Origin of the sequence: Cellulosimicrobium sp. XJ-DQ-B-000, from assembly GCF_031119065.1 — a bacterium.
Classification (GTDB): Bacteria; Actinomycetota; Actinomycetes; order Actinomycetales; family Cellulomonadaceae; genus Cellulosimicrobium; species Cellulosimicrobium funkei.
The window spans coordinates 401,395-418,714 of sequence record NZ_JAVHYN010000001.1; the positions used below are offsets into that span (position 1 = coordinate 401,395).

33 protein-coding genes and 7 tRNA genes are annotated in these 17,320 nt (G+C 68.9%); 35 read left to right on the forward strand and 5 right to left on the reverse strand.

Features of this window, described 5'->3' with window-relative positions; all coding sequences use genetic code 11:
- The first annotated feature begins 108 nt into the window (after nt 1-108).
- Genes RDI86_RS01985 through RDI86_RS02050 form a run of 14 tightly spaced genes read left to right on the forward strand, consistent with a single transcriptional unit; the run spans nt 109 to nt 3,919 of the window.
- Entirely contained in the window at nt 109-330 is a 222-nt protein-coding gene (locus RDI86_RS01985) for a hypothetical protein (RefSeq protein ID WP_308820541.1), read from the forward strand.
- The gene (locus tag RDI86_RS01990) at nt 327-602 is read left to right on the forward strand and encodes a hypothetical protein (protein ID WP_308820542.1); all 276 of its coding nucleotides are present in this window, start codon (nt 327-329) and stop codon (nt 600-602) included. The genes RDI86_RS01985 and RDI86_RS01990 overlap by 4 nt, the downstream gene beginning before the upstream one ends.
- On the forward strand, nt 599-934 hold the full coding sequence (locus RDI86_RS01995) for a hypothetical protein (RefSeq protein WP_308820543.1): 336 nt from the start codon (nt 599-601) through the stop codon (nt 932-934). The genes RDI86_RS01990 and RDI86_RS01995 overlap by 4 nt, the downstream gene beginning before the upstream one ends.
- Entirely contained in the window at nt 931-1,161 is a 231-nt protein-coding gene (locus RDI86_RS02000) for a hypothetical protein (RefSeq protein ID WP_308820544.1), read from the forward strand. Before RDI86_RS01995 ends, RDI86_RS02000 begins: the two co-directional genes overlap by 4 nt.
- Nucleotides 1,158-1,451, forward strand: a complete 294-nt coding sequence (locus RDI86_RS02005; RefSeq protein ID WP_308820545.1) for a hypothetical protein — start codon at nt 1,158-1,160, stop codon at nt 1,449-1,451. Before RDI86_RS02000 ends, RDI86_RS02005 begins: the two co-directional genes overlap by 4 nt.
- Entirely contained in the window at nt 1,448-1,810 is a 363-nt protein-coding gene (locus tag RDI86_RS02010; RefSeq protein ID WP_308820546.1) for a hypothetical protein, read from the forward strand. The genes RDI86_RS02005 and RDI86_RS02010 overlap by 4 nt, the downstream gene beginning before the upstream one ends.
- The gene (locus tag RDI86_RS02015) at nt 1,807-1,974 is read left to right on the forward strand and encodes a hypothetical protein (protein WP_308820547.1); all 168 of its coding nucleotides are present in this window, start codon (nt 1,807-1,809) and stop codon (nt 1,972-1,974) included. Before RDI86_RS02010 ends, RDI86_RS02015 begins: the two co-directional genes overlap by 4 nt.
- On the forward strand, nt 1,971-2,234 hold the full coding sequence (locus RDI86_RS02020) for a hypothetical protein (RefSeq protein ID WP_308820548.1): 264 nt from the start codon (nt 1,971-1,973) through the stop codon (nt 2,232-2,234). Before RDI86_RS02015 ends, RDI86_RS02020 begins: the two co-directional genes overlap by 4 nt.
- Entirely contained in the window at nt 2,231-2,479 is a 249-nt protein-coding gene (locus tag RDI86_RS02025; RefSeq protein ID WP_308820549.1) for a hypothetical protein, read from the forward strand. The genes RDI86_RS02020 and RDI86_RS02025 overlap by 4 nt, the downstream gene beginning before the upstream one ends.
- Nucleotides 2,476-2,664: a hypothetical protein gene (locus RDI86_RS02030; RefSeq protein WP_308820550.1), complete on the forward strand. Its 189-nt coding sequence runs from the start codon at nt 2,476-2,478 to the stop codon at nt 2,662-2,664. Before RDI86_RS02025 ends, RDI86_RS02030 begins: the two co-directional genes overlap by 4 nt.
- Complete coding sequence (locus RDI86_RS02035) at nt 2,661-3,005, forward strand: hypothetical protein (RefSeq protein ID WP_308820551.1); 345 nt, start codon at nt 2,661-2,663, stop codon at nt 3,003-3,005. The genes RDI86_RS02030 and RDI86_RS02035 overlap by 4 nt, the downstream gene beginning before the upstream one ends.
- Nucleotides 3,002-3,319 carry a hypothetical protein gene (locus RDI86_RS02040; protein WP_308820552.1) on the forward strand — a complete coding sequence of 106 codons (318 nt, stop codon included), beginning with the start codon at nt 3,002-3,004 and terminating at the stop codon, nt 3,317-3,319. The genes RDI86_RS02035 and RDI86_RS02040 overlap by 4 nt, the downstream gene beginning before the upstream one ends.
- A gap of 4 nt (nt 3,320-3,323) precedes the next feature.
- Nucleotides 3,324-3,707, forward strand: a complete 384-nt coding sequence (locus RDI86_RS02045) for a DUF6221 family protein (RefSeq protein ID WP_308820553.1) — start codon at nt 3,324-3,326, stop codon at nt 3,705-3,707.
- Between the two features lie 47 nt (nt 3,708-3,754).
- On the forward strand, nt 3,755-3,919 hold the full coding sequence (locus RDI86_RS02050; RefSeq protein WP_308820554.1) for a hypothetical protein: 165 nt from the start codon (nt 3,755-3,757) through the stop codon (nt 3,917-3,919).
- A 275-nt stretch (nt 3,920-4,194) separates the two neighbouring features.
- On the opposite strand, the gene RDI86_RS02055 is transcribed toward RDI86_RS02050, so the two are convergent.
- Nucleotides 4,195-4,677, reverse strand: coding sequence for a hypothetical protein (locus tag RDI86_RS02055; protein ID WP_308820555.1), 483 nt, complete (start codon nt 4,675-4,677; stop codon nt 4,195-4,197).
- A 549-nt stretch (nt 4,678-5,226) separates the two neighbouring features.
- Here RDI86_RS02055 and RDI86_RS02060 point away from each other — a divergent pair.
- The gene (locus RDI86_RS02060) at nt 5,227-5,475 is read left to right on the forward strand and encodes a hypothetical protein (protein WP_308820556.1); all 249 of its coding nucleotides are present in this window, start codon (nt 5,227-5,229) and stop codon (nt 5,473-5,475) included.
- A 2-nt stretch (nt 5,476-5,477) separates the two neighbouring features.
- Nucleotides 5,478-5,753, forward strand: a complete 276-nt coding sequence (locus RDI86_RS02065; RefSeq protein ID WP_308820557.1) for a hypothetical protein — start codon at nt 5,478-5,480, stop codon at nt 5,751-5,753.
- A gap of 31 nt (nt 5,754-5,784) precedes the next feature.
- Here the strand turns inward: RDI86_RS02065 and RDI86_RS02070 are convergent, their stop codons facing one another.
- Nucleotides 5,785-6,444 (reverse strand): hypothetical protein, encoded by a 660-nt coding sequence (locus RDI86_RS02070; protein ID WP_308820558.1) that lies wholly within the window; start codon nt 6,442-6,444, stop codon nt 5,785-5,787.
- Between the two features lie 273 nt (nt 6,445-6,717).
- Between RDI86_RS02070 and RDI86_RS02075 the strand changes: the two genes are divergently transcribed.
- From RDI86_RS02075 to RDI86_RS02120, 10 genes are all read left to right on the forward strand, one after another.
- Nucleotides 6,718-7,614, forward strand: coding sequence for a hypothetical protein (locus tag RDI86_RS02075; protein WP_308820559.1), 897 nt, complete (start codon nt 6,718-6,720; stop codon nt 7,612-7,614).
- Complete coding sequence (locus RDI86_RS02080) at nt 7,611-7,826, forward strand: hypothetical protein (protein WP_308820560.1); 216 nt, start codon at nt 7,611-7,613, stop codon at nt 7,824-7,826. The genes RDI86_RS02075 and RDI86_RS02080 overlap by 4 nt, the downstream gene beginning before the upstream one ends.
- The gene (locus RDI86_RS02085) at nt 7,823-7,990 is read left to right on the forward strand and encodes a hypothetical protein (protein ID WP_308820561.1); all 168 of its coding nucleotides are present in this window, start codon (nt 7,823-7,825) and stop codon (nt 7,988-7,990) included. The genes RDI86_RS02080 and RDI86_RS02085 overlap by 4 nt, the downstream gene beginning before the upstream one ends.
- Entirely contained in the window at nt 7,987-8,214 is a 228-nt protein-coding gene (locus RDI86_RS02090; RefSeq protein WP_308820562.1) for a hypothetical protein, read from the forward strand. The genes RDI86_RS02085 and RDI86_RS02090 overlap by 4 nt, the downstream gene beginning before the upstream one ends.
- Nucleotides 8,214-8,336 carry a hypothetical protein gene (locus RDI86_RS02095; RefSeq protein ID WP_308820563.1) on the forward strand — a complete coding sequence of 41 codons (123 nt, stop codon included), beginning with the start codon at nt 8,214-8,216 and terminating at the stop codon, nt 8,334-8,336. Before RDI86_RS02090 ends, RDI86_RS02095 begins: the two co-directional genes overlap by 1 nt.
- Before the next feature lie 10 nt (nt 8,337-8,346).
- On the forward strand, nt 8,347-8,781 hold the full coding sequence (locus RDI86_RS02100) for a hypothetical protein (protein ID WP_308820564.1): 435 nt from the start codon (nt 8,347-8,349) through the stop codon (nt 8,779-8,781).
- Nucleotides 8,781-9,659 (forward strand): dATP/dGTP diphosphohydrolase domain-containing protein, encoded by an 879-nt coding sequence (locus tag RDI86_RS02105; protein WP_308820565.1) that lies wholly within the window; start codon nt 8,781-8,783, stop codon nt 9,657-9,659. The genes RDI86_RS02100 and RDI86_RS02105 overlap by 1 nt, the downstream gene beginning before the upstream one ends.
- Nucleotides 9,656-9,961, forward strand: a complete 306-nt coding sequence (locus tag RDI86_RS02110; RefSeq protein ID WP_308820566.1) for a hypothetical protein — start codon at nt 9,656-9,658, stop codon at nt 9,959-9,961. Before RDI86_RS02105 ends, RDI86_RS02110 begins: the two co-directional genes overlap by 4 nt.
- A complete protein-coding gene (locus RDI86_RS02115) occupies nt 9,958-10,185 on the forward strand; it encodes a hypothetical protein (RefSeq protein WP_308820567.1) in 228 nt (75 codons plus the stop codon). Before RDI86_RS02110 ends, RDI86_RS02115 begins: the two co-directional genes overlap by 4 nt.
- A 71-nt stretch (nt 10,186-10,256) precedes the next feature.
- Complete coding sequence (locus RDI86_RS02120; protein WP_308820568.1) at nt 10,257-12,185, forward strand: hypothetical protein; 1,929 nt, start codon at nt 10,257-10,259, stop codon at nt 12,183-12,185.
- Between the two features lie 10 nt (nt 12,186-12,195).
- On the opposite strand, the gene RDI86_RS02125 is transcribed toward RDI86_RS02120, so the two are convergent.
- Together RDI86_RS02125 and RDI86_RS02130 are read right to left on the reverse strand one after the other, a co-directional pair.
- The gene (locus tag RDI86_RS02125) at nt 12,196-12,453 is read right to left on the reverse strand and encodes a hypothetical protein (protein WP_308820569.1); all 258 of its coding nucleotides are present in this window, start codon (nt 12,451-12,453) and stop codon (nt 12,196-12,198) included.
- 44 nt (nt 12,454-12,497) lie between these two features.
- Nucleotides 12,498-13,244, reverse strand: coding sequence for a GAF domain-containing protein (locus RDI86_RS02130; RefSeq protein WP_308820570.1), 747 nt, complete (start codon nt 13,242-13,244; stop codon nt 12,498-12,500).
- A 132-nt stretch (nt 13,245-13,376) separates the two neighbouring features.
- Between RDI86_RS02130 and RDI86_RS02135 the strand changes: the two genes are divergently transcribed.
- From RDI86_RS02135 to RDI86_RS02165, 7 genes are all read left to right on the forward strand, one after another.
- A tRNA-Val gene (locus tag RDI86_RS02135) sits at nt 13,377-13,456 on the forward strand.
- A gap of 132 nt (nt 13,457-13,588) precedes the next feature.
- Nucleotides 13,589-13,661 (forward strand) — tRNA-Asn (locus RDI86_RS02140).
- Nucleotides 13,662-13,710: 49 nt separating this feature from the next.
- Nucleotides 13,711-13,785: transfer RNA gene (locus RDI86_RS02145), tRNA-Asp, on the forward strand.
- Between the two features lie 433 nt (nt 13,786-14,218).
- Nucleotides 14,219-14,291 (forward strand) — tRNA-Lys (locus RDI86_RS02150).
- 5 nt (nt 14,292-14,296) lie between these two features.
- Nucleotides 14,297-14,367, forward strand: a tRNA-Gln gene (locus RDI86_RS02155).
- A gap of 112 nt (nt 14,368-14,479) precedes the next feature.
- Nucleotides 14,480-14,551, forward strand: a tRNA-Phe gene (locus RDI86_RS02160).
- An 84-nt stretch (nt 14,552-14,635) separates the two neighbouring features.
- Nucleotides 14,636-14,723: transfer RNA gene (locus RDI86_RS02165), tRNA-Ser, on the forward strand.
- On the opposite strand, the gene RDI86_RS02170 is transcribed toward RDI86_RS02165, so the two are convergent.
- Entirely contained in the window at nt 14,724-15,110 is a 387-nt protein-coding gene (locus tag RDI86_RS02170) for a hypothetical protein (protein ID WP_308820571.1), read from the reverse strand.
- Nucleotides 15,111-15,230: 120 nt separating this feature from the next.
- Here RDI86_RS02170 and RDI86_RS02175 point away from each other — a divergent pair, with 120 nt between their 5' ends.
- Together RDI86_RS02175 and RDI86_RS02180 are read left to right on the forward strand one after the other, a co-directional pair.
- Nucleotides 15,231-16,676, forward strand: coding sequence for a glycosyltransferase family A protein (locus tag RDI86_RS02175; RefSeq protein ID WP_308820572.1), 1,446 nt, complete (start codon nt 15,231-15,233; stop codon nt 16,674-16,676).
- Nucleotides 16,658-17,305 (forward strand): hypothetical protein, encoded by a 648-nt coding sequence (locus tag RDI86_RS02180; protein ID WP_308820573.1) that lies wholly within the window; start codon nt 16,658-16,660, stop codon nt 17,303-17,305. The genes RDI86_RS02175 and RDI86_RS02180 overlap by 19 nt, the downstream gene beginning before the upstream one ends.
- The last annotated feature ends 15 nt before the right edge of the window (nt 17,306-17,320 follow it).

Sequence of the window (17,320 nt, forward strand, 5' to 3'; positions counted from 1 at the left end):
GATGCGGTGGGTTCTTGCTTGTTCCATGTTGTGCGGTAGAGTTCCAGCATGTTCCCACCACAGACACCCACTACTTCCACCCTGCGGGGTGAGGGAGGAGCTCCTGCCGTGAAGCGTACCGAGTTCATCGACGTCGACCCCGCGGACGTTCGCGCCGGGGACTTCGCTGACCACCTCTCCCGCGAGCTCGACCCGCGCCCGGTGGCGTACGTCGACCACGAGGCCGGCGCGGTCGCTCTGACGATCGGGTCGCACACGTCCGGTCTCCTGCCGCTCGCCAACTACACGTACTCGCGCCGGAGCGACGCGCCGACGGAGGCGACCCGATGACCGCGCTCGACGGCGTGCTCGTCGCGGCCGAGCTCGTGGAGTACATCGGCGCTGAGCGCGTCGCGAGCGTCGACGTGTCCGACTACACGCACACGATCGGCGTCCAGTTCCACGACGCCGAAGACGGCAACCGTGCCGCGGCCGAGAACAGGGCCAAGGCGAAGAAGACCTTCCCGGACTCCGACCTCCCGTTCCAGACATGGGAGTCGGCCCGCGACGGCTGGACCGTCATCTGGTACGGCGCCTACAAGCCCGAGGTGGTGACACGGTGAGGCACTACTCGACCATCCCGCCTTACGACGAGATCACGCGCGCCGACCTCGACCGCGACGCCCGCCAGTACGCGCAGGACACGAAGCGCCTCGCGGACCAGCGTGGCCAGCTCGGCGGGCAGCCCGGCAACCCGGCCGCCGACCTCACCCCCGAAGAGCACGCCGCCGAAGCGAAGCGACTCCACGGCATCGCAGACCGGCGCCGCGAGTGCGCCGAGCAAGCCGCCGCCCGCGGCTGGGCCTCCGCCGAGAGCTTCCGCCACGACGCCGACCACTTCGACCGCCTCGCCCTCTTCCACGACCACGCAGCCCGACAGGACGCAGCCGCATGACCGGCCGCCACACCGGCACCCTCGCCCCCGGACTCGAGAACCAGGCCTACCGCGAAGACCGCGCCGGCGCACCCGTCCGCCTCCGCGGCCGACGGCACAAGCCCGCCGCCGACGTGCGCATCCGCGCCCTCCGCAACGCGTGGTGGTCCTCCCCCGAAGGCCGGCACGCCAACCCCCACCGTCCCGCCGAGCCCGGCCCGGTGACCGAACCCATGGAGGAAGCATGAGCACGCCCGACCTGGACCGCGCGGCGCGAGACCTGTGCACCGCCGACACGTCGTACTGGCACCACGAGCAGACCGACGACTACCCGTGCTCCTCGTGCGTCGAGAAGGCGCAGACCGCCGTGTCCGCCGCCCTGCACGACCCCGACAAGGGGCGCGACCCCGTGGCCGAGGCGCTGTGCTCGCACGACGAGTCGGTGCACCACATGGAGCGCACGGACGACTTCCCGTGCTCGGCGTGCGTGAGCGCTGCCGATGCCGTGCGGGCCGCGATCCTCGGGGAGGCGTCGTGAGCACCGCGCGTGACTACCTGGCGGCCGTGCAGCAGCGAGCCGACGCAGCAACCGACGGACCGTGGACGAAGGACCCTGACGAGCCCAGCATCGTGCTCAAGCCCGACGCCCCCGGCGGGTGGGACGGCACCGCGATCGCGACGGTGCAGCGTGACGACTACGGGCTGGTCGAGGAAGCCAACACCGAGTTCATCGCAGCGTCGCGCACGGACGTCCCGCGCCTGGTCGCAGCACTCACCGCCGCACTCGACCTCGCGGACGACCCGCAGCGCCACAAGGTCGCGCTCGGTCACGTGGACCGAGATGACCTGCTCGCCGTGATCACGGACGCACTGACCCCGAAGGAGAACGACTCATGAGCGACTACACCGACGCCGAGAGGAGAGGTGCGCTCCGGGTGTTGGACGAGGCCATCAGCATGGCCTTCCCGATGATGCACCTGAACGAGTACCACGTGAAGGCGCTCCCGCTGGCCGACCTGCTCGACCTGCGGAACCAGATCCAGAAGGGAGACGACTCATGAGCTGGACCCCCACCGACGAGCAGGTCGAGAAGGCCATCGAGACCTTCCGAGACAACTACTCGTTCCGTCAGCACGACGCCGAGTGGATCGCCCGTGCCGTGTTGGTTGCGGTCGGGCCGCACATCGCCGCACAGGCATGGGACGAGGCCGTGAACGCCATCACCTACCCGGCGATCGAAGAGGGCCGTTCGCGCATGACGCTGCGGCTCGTGCTGCCGCTGCCCGAGAACCCGTACATCGAGAAGGAGGCAGGCCGATGAGCGACTACACGCCGACCGTCGAGCAACTCCGCGACGCCTGGCATGCGGTGTGCAGCGACGGGAACAACCGCCACGACTACGCGGAGAACGCTGCCGAGGTGGACCGGACTATCGAGTCCGTGCGGGCCGAGGAGCGCGAACGCATCGCACGCAACATCGAGGCGAAGACACCTGACGGGCGCAAGTCGGCAGCGTTCTGCGCTGGCATGGACCGCGCCGCCCGGATCGTGAGGGAGGGCGCATGAGGCTCTGGAAGCGACGCGAGTCGCGAGCCGAGTCGGTCTACCGCGAGTGGTTCGAGCTCACGAACCAGCAGAAGGTGGCCATCCTGGAGGCTGCGCCCGACCTCTACGGGGCGCTCGCGCGGTTCGCGGCGACGGCCCACCTGGCCGGAATCCAGGCAACCTGCGAGAAGAGGTGGGACTCATGACCATCCACGAGCAGGCGCGAGCCGAAGCCGAGAAGCGCCTCCCCGACCGCCCCGAGACGCTGGCGCGAGACATGGCGCACAACGTGCAGGCGGTGCGTCTGCGGGAGTCGTTCGTGGCGGGTGCCGAGTGGGCCGCGACCCGCACACGCGTCGTCACCACCGTGACCGAACTCGACGCACTCCCGGTCGGCAGCGTCGTGCTGGACGCCGGCTCCTACGTGATGCACAAGGTCTGGGGCATCCCTGAGCCCGCCGACCACTGGTCGTACCTGGGCACCGAACACCCCGCCGTACCGGACCTCCCCGCCCGCGTGCTGTACGTGCCCGAGGAGACACGATGACGGACGACCTGCTGGACGAAGCGACACGGTACGGCGAGCGGTTCAAGAACGTCCCTGTCGGCGTCATGGTCCTCGCCCTGGTCGAGCGCGTGCAGCAAGCCGAAGCCGTGCGCAACGACTACCACCACCAGTACCTCGACGCCGTAGACGCGCGAGTGGACGCACTGACAGGGCGGGATGCGGCGCGGGGCAAGCTCGACAGGGTGCGCAACCTCGCACACCAGCCCATCGGCTTCCGCGTCAACGGAAGCATCGAGCCCGTGATCCGCACCCGCGACGTACTCGCCATCCTCGACGGGACCACGGGAGACTGAACCCATGACGCTGACCGACTTCCTGCTCGCCAGGATCGCCGAAGACGAAACCACCGCACAAGACGCCGAACCCGGGCCATGGACCCTCGATCGCGAGCACCTCCCTCAGGCGATCATCGGCGCCGACGGCGACCCGGTCATCCGCGCCGCCAAGGGAGACCGCGACTGGACCTTCCAGACGTCCCAAGTCGCCTACCACGTCGTCCGCCACGACCCTGAGCGCGTCCTGGCGGAGTGCGAATCCAAGCGCCGCATCATCGAACACGAGGAAGCACGACCCGCGAAGGACTACCGGCCGCTGCCGCCTGACGCCGACACGCCCGTGCTGCGCCTGCTCGCCCTCCCCTACGCTCACCACCCCGACTACGACAAGGCGTGGCGCCCGTAGGTCAGACCCCTGGACCAGTCGGCTCCACCTACGCCACCATCGACCCCATGCACAGGGGGAGCATCGGAGCATGGGTCCGCAACGTCATCATCGCCGTAGCCGTCATCGCCGGTCTGCTGTTCGTCGTTGAGCAGGTCGGCCGCAACGGGCCGAACGACCCGGGGTTCACCACCGATGAGTACGGCAACGTCGGCATCAACCAGGACGAGTAGCTAGAGCCGCACCAGACGAAACGACAGGAGCCGAGACCTTGGGACGGGCAGCGAAGCGCAAGCAAAAGACCGGACAGGCCACGGCCGGCATCGAGAAGTCACCCGCGCGCCTCAAGCGTGAAGCCGCACGCCGCCGCCGCGAGGAACAGGAGTGGGCAGCGCGGTCCGGTCCTGTCGAGGTTCGGCAGGTCGATACCGCGAACGAAGCCGAGTAGCCCACCGGGGCGGGTCAACACGACCCGCCCCGGTCGAGCCTCCAGGCTAGGGGCGTTTCCCTACACCACGTCGGGCGTTGGGCTCCCCTCCCAAACCCAAGAGTCGTAGCTCAACGGTTGCTGGTAGCCGGAAGCACTCCGGTAGATCACCGCACTGTTGGCGTACTTCCAGTAACGGTACGGCGAGCTGACGATCGCGCCCCCTCGCTGGTTCCACTCCGCCGGGGTGAGATGGTGGTTCGGGTGCGGAAGCCCGCCAAGTGGCGGCACTACGAACAACTCGTCAGGGCTACTGACGTTCCGGATCGTCTTGTCCCCCACGATCCGGTAGACCGTCTTCGGAGTTGGGGCACCGCGCTCCACCCACTCCTTGTACGAAAGCGCGGCCGAATTCGTCCCGTACGTGTGGTAGATCGCGCTAGACCACGGGTACTTGTAGTAGCCGATTTCAGCAGCGGCAGGCGACGCAGGGCCAGCAAGAGTGAAGGCCAGCACGAGCGCGGCAAGGATCGCGACGAAGCGCGAGGTAGTTCGAGGTTTCACGTGTGCTCCAGGATCAGCGTTGACCGGAATGCGCCGCAAGCCGCGGCAGACGCCGCTGATGCTAGCCGTGCGGTGGGGCTTCCGCGGTCAAGACCGGCCGCGCCCGCGTCGAGCACCACGACGGTCACCCCGTCATCGTCTGGGACCGCAAGGAGTAGCCCACCGGGGCAGGTCAAAGCGGCCAGCCCCGGTGGTGTCTTGCAGGGAGCAACTCGGCACCGGCTTCGCCCCAGAATCACCGCACCCTGTGGACGGATCTGTGTACAGGCGTTCGATCACGTTCGCCCTCAGCGAACAGCAAGCCTGCTGGTCCACCCTCAGAAACCGCGGAATTCCGCCAAAAGTGCGTGTGGGCGCTATCTGGTATGCAACCGACAGCGACTGAACCGTCGCGCCACGCCGAGAGACGCCCAGCCGGTTGAACTTTCGTTCGAGGTCCGTAGTCTCGAAGCAGCCCCAGCACCCGCTGGGAAAGCGAAGACCCGCGGCTCAAGTCAACTTGCCGGGAGACGCCAAGCCGCGGGTCTCTACACCGAAAGGTGATGCCCCATGGTTTCACACAACCCCAAGGCCCCGCGCGCGGTGTCCTTCGCCCTGCCCGAGATCTCCGTGTTCGAGCTCCTCAAGCGCATCGGGCTCGCAACATCGATCCTCGCGCACCGCCCCGTGATCGACGAGGCCGCACGGATGAGCGCGCTCATGGCCCTCGCTGGCGTCACCATCGACGACATCGTCGACTTCGAGCGGTGGAGCAACGGCGACTACCCCGAGCCCGACGCGCTCACCCTGGGAGCCTGACCATGGCCGAGACCTACTCGGAGATCAGCGCCGAGGACCTCACCGCGGACCACATCGGGCTGGCAGTCCGCGTCATCGACATGGACGACCAGAACGCGGGCGTAGCCACCGGGATCCTCGCCGCGTACCGGCACAGCCAGGACGCCTTCGGCGAAGACCGACGCGCCGTCCGCACGTCCGTCGAGCTCAAGATGTTCGGCGAGCGGTTCGACCTCCATCTGAGCCCGGAGGCAGTCATCGAGGTTACCGAGACCGACCCCGGAGACGACAGGGTCTGACACTCAAGCCCTGCGCCTTGATCAGACGCAATCAAGGCGCAGGGCTCGCCGTGACGATGTTCACCACGGCGGTGACGAGGCCACCAACGACAGCTCCCCCCACAGCACCCCACCAGCCGCCCACTCGGGCCGCACGCGTGGCGATCTTGCTTTCGTAGGCACGCTGACCTGCTTCCTCAAGCGAGATTGGCTCGATCACGGTCCGCGCGCCGCGGCTTGCGTTGACCACGAAACGGTCCACGAGATCGGTCATGCTACGAGCAAACGCCCGCCCGCTGGTGCTGTGTTCACGTAGGTAGAACTCGGTCTTCGACATCGAGAGCGTCACCTGCCAGTCAGGCTTCGAGACCGTTGCCGGGTCGACCGTCGCCCACGGACCGTCGTTCCGCGTCCCCGTGATGGTCACGTGTGACCGGTCCGCACGTGCAGGGAGGCGCGCGATCTCATTCGCAGCACCAGCTCCAATCCAGTTCCGGCTTGCGTTTGCGTGCGTGACGCTCGCGGCGTCGCCAGAGGCGCCTTCGAGGGCACCGATCAGCCCTTCCATCGCGTCGATGTCTGGGAAGACAGCCGAGCGCCTGCGGTGCAGCCGGAGGGCGTCGGGGTCATCTACTTGCCGCCAGCCTTCGGCCTCTGTTGCCGCAGCGACCCGACGCGCCGCTCGGTTCAAGGCTCTCCTGGTCTTCGACACGGGAGAATCATCGCGTGGACGGCACGCGGCGTACAGGCTGAAAGCGCGAAGACCCCCGGGACCACATGGTTCCGGGGGTCTTCTGGTTGGTGGTGGCATCTTTGGCCTCCCTGCTCGCCTCGGATGGTCGGGGCGAGCTGGTTGGTGGGCCGCGCCCGGGCGGGTAGTGGTGCCCGTTTCGTCTGTTCATGGCCGTAACTCTACCTAGTTGAGTTCCACTGTCAAGTCGCACAAGTTCCACTGTGCTCCACTTCACTACGTAGACTTAGGCCCATGGCCAGGAACAACACGCAGATCTGCGACTGCGGACGACCAACCAACCGCGTCGTCTGCCTCGACTGCACCGCGACCACGCGCCGCAACCTCGCCACCATCCACGACCACATCGTCCCCGGGCCCACCGAACAGCGGATCGTCACCGTCAACGACGCACACGGCCACCCGATCATTTCCAAGGCCACCGTCAAGACCGGCCCCGACCGGCTCATCCCCGGCCTCGCCACCGACCTCGACACCGCCATCACCCGCGACACCCGCTTCACCACCAACCCCGGCGGACGACGCACCCGAGGCAACGACGAACCCCTCCCCCTCAACCTCACCGCCTCCGACGCCCGCCAAGACCTCACCATCACCCTCGCCCGCGCCGCCGCCTACACCGCCGACGCCCGCTGCGAACCCCACCCCGTCTACACCCTCTACGCCCTCGCCGAGTACCTCGAGCACCAGCTCGACTGGATCGCCACCCAAGACGCCGGACGCGACTGCTTCGACGCCATCAACGGCGCCATCCACAAGGCCCACCGCGTCATCGACCGACCCGCCGACCGCGCCTACGCCGGCCCCTGCGACGTCCACGACTGCGACGGCGAGCTCTACGCCTGGGACGGGTCCACGCAAGCCAAGTGCACTGTCTGCCGCACCACCGTCACCCTCGACGACCGCCGCAACGACCTCCTCGACCAGGCACACGACCTCCTCCTCGGAGCGACCGACATCGCGCGCCTCCTGCGCGGCCTCGGCGAACCGGTCGACGCCCGCCACATCCGCGTCTGGGCGTCCCGCGGGCGCCTCATCAACCGGGGCGCCGTCGCCGACCCCCGGTACCGCGTCGGGGACGTCCTCGTCCTCGTCGAGCAGGCCAGCACCCGCAGGAAGGCAACCGCATGAGCACCCTCACCCGCCAGCAGCTCGACGACCTCCCCCGCGGCAGCATCGTCCGCGCCACCGACCGCCGCGGCCTGCCCGTCGCGGCCGTCAAGGTCGGCGACGCCCAGACCACCGGCGCCCACACCTGGTCCATCACCGGGCCCACCCTCGTCGGCTCGTTCGAGCTCGCGCAGGCCGACGCGGTCGAGCTCGTCGAGAACACGGGCCCGTGACCACCCCCGCGGCCGTCCGGCTCCACACCCGGGCGAAGCACGCGATGTACGCCGCGTGCGCCACGTTCTACTTCGCCGGCCACACGCCCGAGGCGCACGCCGACCTGACCGACGCGCGCGACCTGTACTACACGACCCTCGACCTCTTGGAGACACCCCGATGAGCACCGCCCAGCTCCGCACCGCGACCGTCGTCGACCCCGGCGTCATCGTCTCCACCATCTCCGACGCCGACCAGGCGCAGACCGTCATCTTTCGCACCGACCCCACCGTGCGCCTCGGGTACACCACCGAGGTCTGGCACGACGAGCCCGTCAACGCGCTCGTCCAGCACGAGACCGCGATCGACATGCTCACCGGCGACAACCACGGGAACGAGCCCTGGTGATGGACGCCCTCCTGATCGAGCCCGACCCGACATGGACCGTGTGGATCTACCCCGGCGCGATGCTCGTCGCGCTCATCGGCCTCGCCGTCATGGCGTTCTGGCCCCGACCACCCAAGCACTGAGGAGCACACCGTGAGCACCGCACTGCTCGACATCCCCGAGGACCTCACGAAGGTCTTCGCCCGCAACCACCGCACCAACGGCCTCCTCGTCGGACCCCACGGCCGGACCCGCGCGCAGCGTGAGCCCATCGACCGGTTCGTCGACCTCGTCCCGGACCAGCGCGTGAAGTTCCTCAACGAGCCGCGCTGGTGGACCGTGCAGGCCGTCAGCGACGACAAGGACGTCGTCGTCCTGACTCGCAAGGCGGCGTTCAGCCGCGAGATCCTCTACACGATCATCGTGTGGTCCGAGGGGCGTCGCGGTCCGCACGACTCGTGGGGCCACGGCGCTGAGACGCGCGAGGAGTGCGAGGAGATCGCCCGCGACTTCGACGGCGACGTGAAGCTCGCTCTCTCCGAGCGACGTGCCATCTACCTCGACATCGCGAAGGTGGAGGTGGCCTGATGCGCGTCTACGTCGCCGGGCCCATGCGTGGCCTGCCCGAGTTCAACTTCCCCGCCTTCGACGAGGCCACCCACGCACTCCGGATGCAGGGGCACGACGTCGTCAACCCCGCCGAACACGACCGCGAGGGTGGGTTCGACCCCGCTGGCATGACCGGCAACGAGGACCTCACCCAGCACGGGTTCGACCTCCGTGCCGCCCTCGCATGGGACCTCGAACAGATCACCCGCTGCGACGCCGTGTACCTCCTCGACGGGTGGCAGCAGTCGTCCGGCGCGCGCGCCGAGTACGCCCTCGCCCAAGCCCTCGGGCTCAAGGTCGCATCCGACGAGACGTTCCGGCGCATGAGGGGCCTGTGGCTCACCACGCCGGAACTCGAGGCCGGTGGCTACGGCCTCGAGCAGATCGCGCCGAAGCCCGACAACACGACCCCTGCCGTCCCGCCATCCGGTGAGGTGCGGACCGTGTCGTCCACCGGCGCCGCCAAGGGCGTCAAGCCCGAACGGTACGACCTCCTCCCCGTCGAAGCCCTCGCCACCGTCGCCCGCCACTACGGCGTCGGCGCCGCCAAGTACGCCGCCCACAACTGGCGCGGCGGGTACGAGTGGTCCAAGTCCTACGCCGCACTGCAGCGCCACGCCAACGCGTTCTGGTCCGGTGAGGACATCGACGCCGAGACCGGCTCCCCGCACATGGCCGCGGTCGCGTTCCACGCCCTCACGCTGCTGACGTTCATGGTCGAGCAGCCCGGGTTCGACGACCGGTGCAAGCCCCAGCCGCCGCCGTCGCCCGTGGCGCAGGCGATGCTCGGCAAGCTCACGCAGCTCGCCGACGACCGCATCTACTCCGAGGCACAGGAAGCCGGTGAAGCCGCGTGAAGGTCACCAACCTGCCCGTCCGCCTACGCATCGAGGCGCTCCTGCCCGAGCAGCAGCCCGGCACCGGCGCCCACGTCGGCGACATGACCATCGACCTCCCGCTCCGCCTCGACTCTCCCCCGCCCATCCACCGCCCTGGCGAGCGATTCGCGTTCGGGATGGTCGTCGCGCGACCAGACGACACCGTCCTGTTCGAGCGGCTCGGTGCCGAGCTCGTCCGCGCGGGCCGCGAGATGCTCGCCATCGCCCAGGAAGACCGCGCGGCCCAACAGGCGGCCGAGACGCCGGAGGACCAGCCGTGAGCCTCGCCGACCTCCACACCACCGGCCCTGCCCTCCGCGGCGGGACCTGCACCGTCGCGAAGATCCTCGCCCGCCTCGACGACACCGACCGTGCCTGGCTCACCGCCGTCCTCGCCGACCCCGACGAGCACTCCTCCACGATCGGGCGAACCCTCACCACCGCCGGCCACAAGATCGCCGGCACCACCGTCTCCCGCCACCGCCGCGGGGACTGCGCCTGCTAACAGTTCCGCCCGAACTGTAAGTAACGGCGCCCAGTACTAACACTTCCCGGCCCCACCCGATAGGACACCCTGTGAGCCTCGCAGACACCCACGCCGCCACCACGACGGCACACCAGCCCCAGGGCTCCATCGACGTCGGCCCCGACGGCGGCAGCATCAACAACGTCGTCATCGAGGGAGAGCTCAACGGCGACTGGGACCGCGTGTTCCGACTCTTCAACCTCGACCCGGCACTGTTCGAGGTCGTCGACGACACGGTCCGCATGTCGACCTGGCAGCAGTCCGCCCGCGCGAAGGACGGGCACCGCGACACCGTCCAGCTCTACGCCTACTCCGCCCGGTTCCGGCGCGTCTCCCGCGACATGGTGTCCCCCGAGACCGTGCAGGGCTGGCGCGACGCCCTCCTCGGCCACACCCCACCGAAGCCCACCCCGGCCCCCACCCGCACCGGCGGGACGTACGTCGCGCTCGTCGCCGACCCCCAACTCGGGAAGAAGAACACCGAGCAGGCCATCGAGAACTGGAAGCGCGGCATCACCCGCCACGTCGCCGCCGCCGCCCGCCTCGACATCGACGCGTTCCACGTCGCGTTCATGGGCGACGAGACCGAGGGCGTCGCGAACAACTACTGCGTCGGCGCCGACGAACTCGTCCTCACCCGCGACCTTCGGTGGGTGCCCGCTGGCACGCTCGAGGCAGGCGACGAGCTGTACACCGTCGAGGAAGAGCGGCAGTCGGTCAGCGGGCGACGCTTCGCTCCTGGTCACGTCCTGCGCAACGAGGTCAAGCAGCTCCCCGCCGTGCGCGTGACTTTCTCCGACGGCACCACGCTGCTCTGCACCGCAGAGCACCCCGTCCTCGCGCGCAAGAGCAAGTCCCAGCCCTGGGAATGGGTCCGCGCCGACCGGCTCATGGACCACCCCTACCAGGTGTCCAAGCTCAGCGACCCGTGGCAGCAGCCGACCGACTTCGACGCCGGCTGGATGTCCGGCCTCCTGGACGGCGAGGGGTGCCTGCAGGCCGCCGCCGGACGCGAGCCCTGGCACCTCAACGTGTCCCAGCTCCCCGGGCCAGTCCTCGAGCGCGCGAAGCGCATCCTCAGCGAGCACAAGTTCGCCTACCGCGAGGACGCGAACCCCAAGACCCGGGTCGTCACGCTCCACTTCCTCGGCGGCTACTCCGAGGTCCTGCGCGCGCTCGGCACCTTCCGCCCCGTGCGCCTCCTTGCCAAGGTCGGGTTCCCCTACCTGCGCACCCGCAGCAACGTCACCGTCACCTCGGTCGAGGACGCCGGAACGCAGGCCATCGCCGTCATGGGGACGAGCTCGCACACGTACATCGCCAACGGCATCGTGTCCCACAACACCAACCAGTCGCACACGATCGAGCTCAACCAGTCCCGCCAGCTCGAGACTGACTACGACCTGCGCGTGTGGACCATCAAGCAGGCCCTCACCCTCGGCGTGCCCGTTTCCGTGTCCTCCGTCATCTCCAACCACGGCGAGTGGACGAGGAACGGGTCCAAGGACCCCGTCACGACCGCGAACGACAACGCGTCCACGCACATCGCCCGGCAGGTCCGCAAGCTCTTCGTCGAGCTTGAGGCGCACGGGTACCCGCCGATCGAGTGGCACATCGGCGACACCCGGCCCGGCGTCACCCTCACCCTGTCCGGCGTGGACTGCTACTTCTCCCACGGGTACATCGAGAAGGGCCGCGGCACGTCGACCGAGACCCGCACCCGGGCCGCGATCGAGCGGCAGATCCTCGGCCGCACCGAGGACCTCGGCGGCGTGAAGCTGTGGTTCATGGCGCACTACCACCACGCGTACTACCAGGAGTTCGAGGGCCGCACCCTGATCGGGTGCCCCGCGCTCGAGGCGGAGCGGTCCTCGGAGTACATGCTCGACCAGTACGGGGTGTGGTCCCCGGCCGGCATGCTCGGGCTCGTCGTGACCGACCGGAACCCGCGCGGCTGGGAGCACAAGAACATCTACTGACCGCCCGGGACTACTCGTCGTTGCGGTCCTTCTTCACGATGGCCCAGTAGCTCAGATTGGGAGCAACGTGGTGGCTCGAGTCCGAGGACCCTGTAACGCTGCCCTTCCACTTGAACCGGCCTCGCGCGCTTCCGCTGGGGGCCAGTAGCTTGGAGAGGCGTCCACTGGACGCATCGCGGCGTGCGTCTTCGAGGTAACGCTCGGCGTCGGTCTCGATCTCGCGCATCCGGCGGTCCATCTCGGCGGACCAACCCGTCGGTGCGGTCATGCGGCCACCTCCAAGCGCCAGCGCATCATCGTCATCATCATGCCTCACACCCCGGGCCACTTGCAGCCCACCATGCCCAGGATCGCGCCGGAGAGGGCCGCGATTACCCAGAGCGTACCGACATCTTCTGACGTGAGCTGGTTAGGCTCGAGCGTGTTGATCGTCGCGAGCCCAACGCACTCGTCACCGGCGAGAATCGGGACAGTGGCGAAGCCGGCGTACGTCCTGGGCCTGTTCATGTCCATGTTCGGTGGCCGCTCGTCCGCGATGTCCGGGTAGAAGGACTGGCTACCCTGGTCCGCCGCGTTCCAGACGTCTATGCCCTCGCCCTCGCCGCGGACGAACCTAGACTGCGCGCGGTCGCCACGGCCCACCCAGTACACCGGGTGCGGCAGGAAGACGTCCTTGCCGTCCTCGACAGTCCGGTAGAACAGCGCCGCCCGCACACCGTCGACCGGCACGAGGCTCCGCGCCGCGACCGCTGCGGCATAGAGCGAGGGCCCAGCGAGTTCCCGACGACGCGAGGTCTGCGCGGCCGCCATGAGACTCATGTGGTTCGAGAGGGGCCCGAACGCGGCGAACGAAGTGACGAGGTACTCCGCCCGCTGGGACTCGAGAGCGAGCTTGGCCGTCTTGGCTCGACGGCTCGCGATGATCTCGGTGGTGACCGTCCCGAGAAGGAACGCCAGGGTCGCGATGCCGCTTGCCGTGCGCCAGCCCTTCTCGAGCATGTCGACTCCCAGCGCGGACGCGGTGGCCAGCACTGGGAGCAGGATGCGGAGGGCAGTCACGCGCGCAGCGTATCGGCCACCGGGCGCTCAACGCGCTGGGTTCGCCGCACTTCACCCTGCATCGCTTGGGATAGTTCCACTGTGTTCCAGTTGTTGCGGTACAGTGTGCTTGGTTGGACCTTGGTCTACCAGGGGTCGTGAGTGGTTTCGACGGCTGGTGAGCACCGCACGCGGACACCGACCGGACGCCGGTTCGACTCCGGCACGATCCACGCCGTCCACCCTCTGGGTGGTCTGAGCATCGCGAGACGGCTTCCTAGGACGTGGCGCCACGCAACCCGCCTCGTCGTCTGCCCGTGGGCGACGTGTACGCGCACCGGACCCTGGTCCGGGACACGGGCCCTTGAGGTGTAGCTCAGTCGGCAGAGCGCCCGGTTGTTACCCGGGTCCGCGCAGGTTCGAGTCCTGCCACCTCAGCCCAGACGAGATGTTCGCGCCAGCGCACGCTGGTCCACTCTCGTCGCCCGCCTGATCGGTCCGGTCTGGAACGGACGTCCCCCTGTCACGGGGAAGACCACGGGTTCAAGTCCCGTATCAGGCGCGCGGAGCCCGCACCCTCACGAGGGGTCGCGGGCTCTAGCTGTGCCCCAGGGAGAGCCCGACGAATCCGGGTCCCGGGGACGAGCGCCGGCAGACATGCCGACGCGGGTGCTCAGTGTCTCGACCCACCCAACCCGAGACGCACAAGGGGACACCAGCGGCCTGGCAGCCCGGCTCCAACCCGGGCCAGGGGGGTTCGACACCCTCTGTCCACCGCATAGCCCCTCCCGGTTTCGGCCGTGAGGGTTCCGGGCGTCGTCGCACTAGCATTCCGGGCGGCGCGCCAACCGGTTCTCGCACCTGGTGGTGCAGGCGGGCTGTAACCCCGTCGCCTTCGGGCACGCCTGGTTCGATCCCAGGGGACCGGACGATCACAGAAAGGTCGCCGGCGGCCAGGTAAGCGCCGGACACAGGGTGGCGACCCACCGCCGCACGCCTCGCTAGCTCAGTGGTCAGAGCCACCGCCTCTTAAGCGGAGGGCCCCTGGTTCGAATCCAGGGCGAGGTACACGATCTCCGCTCGTCCAACGGCAGGATCCCTGGCTCTGAACCAGGAGACCGAGGTTCGAATCCTTGGCGGAGAGCAGAGCTCACCCGGCGTGGCTGTCGGAGGTGAGACGGGGTTGGCCGTGCCACGCGGCGCGAACCCTGGGGGTCTGGCCCACCCTCTTGCCTCACCAGGCGAACGGGCCGCACGGGTACGTAGCTCAGTGGTAGAGCGTCCGGTTGAAACCCGGAAGGTCGCAGGTTCGACACCTGCCGTCCCCACGCGTCTCTAGCCCACTGGCAGAGGCACCGCCTTCAAGTAGCGGTCAGTCCGGGTTCGAATCCCGGGGGACGCACGCATCACCAGGTGAGGCCACCCGAGAGACGGCGACGGGCGCTGCTTCGAAACCAGTTGGCGGGCAACCGCGTAGGGGTTCGACCCCCCTCCTCACCGCTACGAGCCGGGAGAGCGCCAGAGGTAAGCGCCGTCTTCGGACGCCGCGATCGATCCCTCGAGCGCGACGAACTGGGCGACGTCCTCCGGCTTCGACTCGTGCAATTCGGCTAGGTACGCGCTCATTCTGTCGTTCGCCTGGTCCGTAACTGAAGCGAGCAGCGCCCGGGCACGCTCCTCATCACCCTTGCGAATGCTCGTGAAACCCGCTGTGAGCCAAGGGAGGTCAGTGGTCCGCTCCCACTCTTCTTGGAAGAAGTGGCACCAGAACGAGTGGGGATCACGACTGAATCTCGGAACAAGCTCCACCTCGCCGGTGAACCGAGCTGACTGACTCGGTTCGACATCAACAAGTCGAACGGGCGGAAACTCCGGCGCAGGGGTCACACCACGCATCCTTCCGCATCCGCTCGTCACCCACCAGACCCGCCTGCCGGGCGGACCCGCGAACAAGTCCACGGGAACGCGCGGTGAGACCCCCGGCAGGCGCACAACCCAGGAGGCCCGGTGCCCGACATCACCGTCGACGGAGTCCGCTACGCCCCCGCCGGCGAGCAGACCCCCCGCATCGGCATCGGCATTACCACCCGCAACCGGCACGACGCCATGCAGCTCGTGCTCGAGCACCACCGCCGACACCTCCCCCCGGGCGCCCTGCTCGTCATCGTCGACGACGCCTCCGATCAGCCCGTCCCCGTCGCGGACTGGCGGTTCGAGACCCAGGCCGGCATCCCCGCCGCGAAGAACAAGGCGCTCGAGCTCCTCGACGGGTGCGAGCACGTCTTCCTCTGGGACGACGACGCGTGGCCGATCGCGGACGACTGGTGGAAGCCGTACGTCGAGTCCCCCGAACCGCACCTCATGTACCAGTTCCTCGACCTCGCCGGGCCGCGGAAGCTGAACGACATCAAGGTCCTGCACGACGACGGGCACCACGTCGCGTATACCGGTCCGCGGGGCGTCATGCTGTACTTCCACCGCACCGCCCTCGACGCCGTGGGCGGGTTCGACCCGATCTACGAGCTCGGCATGTACGAGCACGGCGACCTGTCGAACCGGATCCACCACGCCGGTCTGACGACGTGGCGGTACGCCGACGTCGCCGGGTCCGCGGACCTGATCCACTCGATGGACGAGCACGAGGAGATCGAACGTTCGGTCCACCCGAACACGCGCGCCGCCCTGGTGAAGCGCAACGTCGAGATCCACAACCACCGGATGCGGACCGGGCACACGGGGTACGTCGAGTACCGGGACCGTGTCGACGCCGTCATCACGACGCTCCTGACGTCCGAGCCGGACCCGCAGCGCGGGTTCAAGTGGGAGCCGGACCCGGGGACGTTGCAGGCGTGGGCGTCCTCGATCCGCGGGGCCCGCGCCGTCGTGCTCGCCGACGAGCTCACCGACGCTCCCGCTGGCGCGCGCCTCGCGCCCGTACCCGCGGTCGCGATGAACGTGTACTACCGGCGGTGGCTCCACATCTACCAGCACCTCCGCGACCACCCCGAGTACCGGTTCGTCTGGGCGACGGACGGGTCCGACGTCGAGATGCTCAACACCCCGTGGGACGACATGGTCCCCGGGCGCGTGTACGTCGGGTCCGAGCCCAAGACGTACGACGACGAGTGGGCCTGGACCAACCACCCCGCGCGCGTCTTCCAGGACTTCCTGCGCGAGCACCGCCACGACACCATGCTGAACGCCGGGCTCCTCGGTGGGGCCCGTGAGGACGTCATGGCGTTCGCCCACGCGATCGTGCGCACGTTCTACGACCTCGAGTCGGAGCGGTTCTGGGGCAACGAGCCCGCCGGGCCCGAGGTCGGCGACATGCTCGCGTTCGGGATCGTCGCCCACTCCCCCGCGTTCGCCGGCCGGATCGTCACCGGGCCGCGCGTGCACACCGTGTTCCGCGCCGACGAGCGCACCCAGTGGGCATGGTGGAAGCACCGGTGAACGTGTCCTACGCCGTGATGGCGCACACCGCCCGCCTCGGTCCCGCGCTCGACCTCGCGGAGGCCCTGGACGCCGCCCTGTTCGTGGACGACGGCACCCTCGGGGAGAACGCGAACAGCGACCGCGCGTGGGCGTCAGCCGACCCGGACGCGGACTGGCACGTCGTGCTGCAGGACGACGCCGTCCCCGTGGCCGGGTTCCTCGACCAGGTCCGGCGCGCGCTCACGGCCGCGCCGCGGACGATCGTGTCGTTCTACGTCGGGACGGGGATGCCGTTCCACACGGTCGGGCCGGTCCGGTACGCGATCGAGCGCGCAACCCCGGTCGACGCGGCGTGGTTCGCGACGGACGCCCTGTACTGGGGTGTCGGTGTCGCGATGCCGACGTCCTGGGTGCATGACTACCTCGCGACGATGTGCGGGGACCCGACGCCGTACGACGAGCGGATCGGGAAGTACGCGGCGACGCACCGCCGCTCCCCCGTCAGGTACACGTGGCCGTCCCTGGTGGACCACGCGGACGGGCCGACGTTGGTGGAACACGCGGACGGTCTGCCCCGGGTTGTTCCGCGCCGCGCGTACCAGGTGGGGACAAGGTCAGACTGGGAAACCCCACCGGTCTGGTTCTAAGTTCCACCCCGTTCC